The sequence below is a fragment of the Ammonifex thiophilus genome, from assembly GCF_003368535.1.
GTDB lineage: Bacteria > Bacillota > Desulfotomaculia > Desulfotomaculales > Ammonificaceae > Ammonifex > Ammonifex thiophilus.
The window spans coordinates 1-906 of sequence record NZ_QSLN01000049.1 but is presented as its reverse complement, the minus strand read 5'-3'; the positions used below and the strand labels follow the sequence as shown (position 1 = coordinate 906).

Sequence of the window (906 nt, the reverse complement as noted above, 5' to 3'; positions counted from 1 at the left end):
GATGGTCGGCTCAAAAGCATTGCCTTCCCGGAAGGCACCGTCAATTTCGGGTACGACGAGGCCGGGAGGCTCGTGAGCGTCGCCGAGGGGGGCCGCACCTCTTCTTACGGGTACGACGGCCTGGGCCGCCTGGTCAGGTACACCGACCCGCGCGGCTACACCCTGACCTACGAGTACGATCTGGCCGACCGCCTAAGGGTGATGACCTACCCCGACGGCAGAAAGGTTCTCTACGACTACTACCCCGATGGGAGACTCAAGAGCGTCACCGACTGGGCCGGGCGCACCACCACCTACGAGTACTATCCCAACGGGCTCTTGAAGAAGATCACGCGGCCCAACGGCACCGTGGCCGAGTACGAGTACGACCCGGCGGGAAAAGTGGTGCACCTCAAAGATTGCGACCGGCAGGGCAGGGTCATCGTGGAGTTCACCTACGCCTACTCCCCCGAAGGGAACGTGGTGGAGGAGAAGAGTTCCGTCAGAGAGGTGCCTCTTAAGCTTCCCGATGCGGAGATGACCTACGGCCCCGACAACCGGCTGGAGAGCTTCAGCGGGCAGAGGGTGGAGCACGACGCCGACGGCAACCTGGTGCTGGGGCCGCTGGGCGGAAGGCCGGCGGAGTTCCGCTTTGACTCCCGCAACCGGCTCGTCAAAGCGGGGGAGACGGAGTACTTCTACGACCCCGAGGGGCGGCGCATCGCACTCGTCCACCAGGGCAAGCGGATCGACTATTTGATCGATCCGAGTTCTCCCCTCTTCCGGGTGGTGGCGCAGGTGGAAGGGGACAGGTGGACCTGCTACGTCTGGGGTCTGGGGCTCGTCGAGGAGGAAAGGGACGGGAAGGCACTCTTCTACCACTACGACCTGCGGGGAAGCACCGTGGCTTTAACGGACGAGAAGGGA

At 63.9% G+C, this 906-nt stretch carries 1 protein-coding gene; it reads left to right on the top strand.

What is annotated here, in order from left to right:
- A partial coding sequence (locus DXX99_RS10980; RefSeq protein ID WP_134643020.1) for an RHS repeat protein occupies positions 1-906 on the top strand: 906 nt, incomplete at both ends.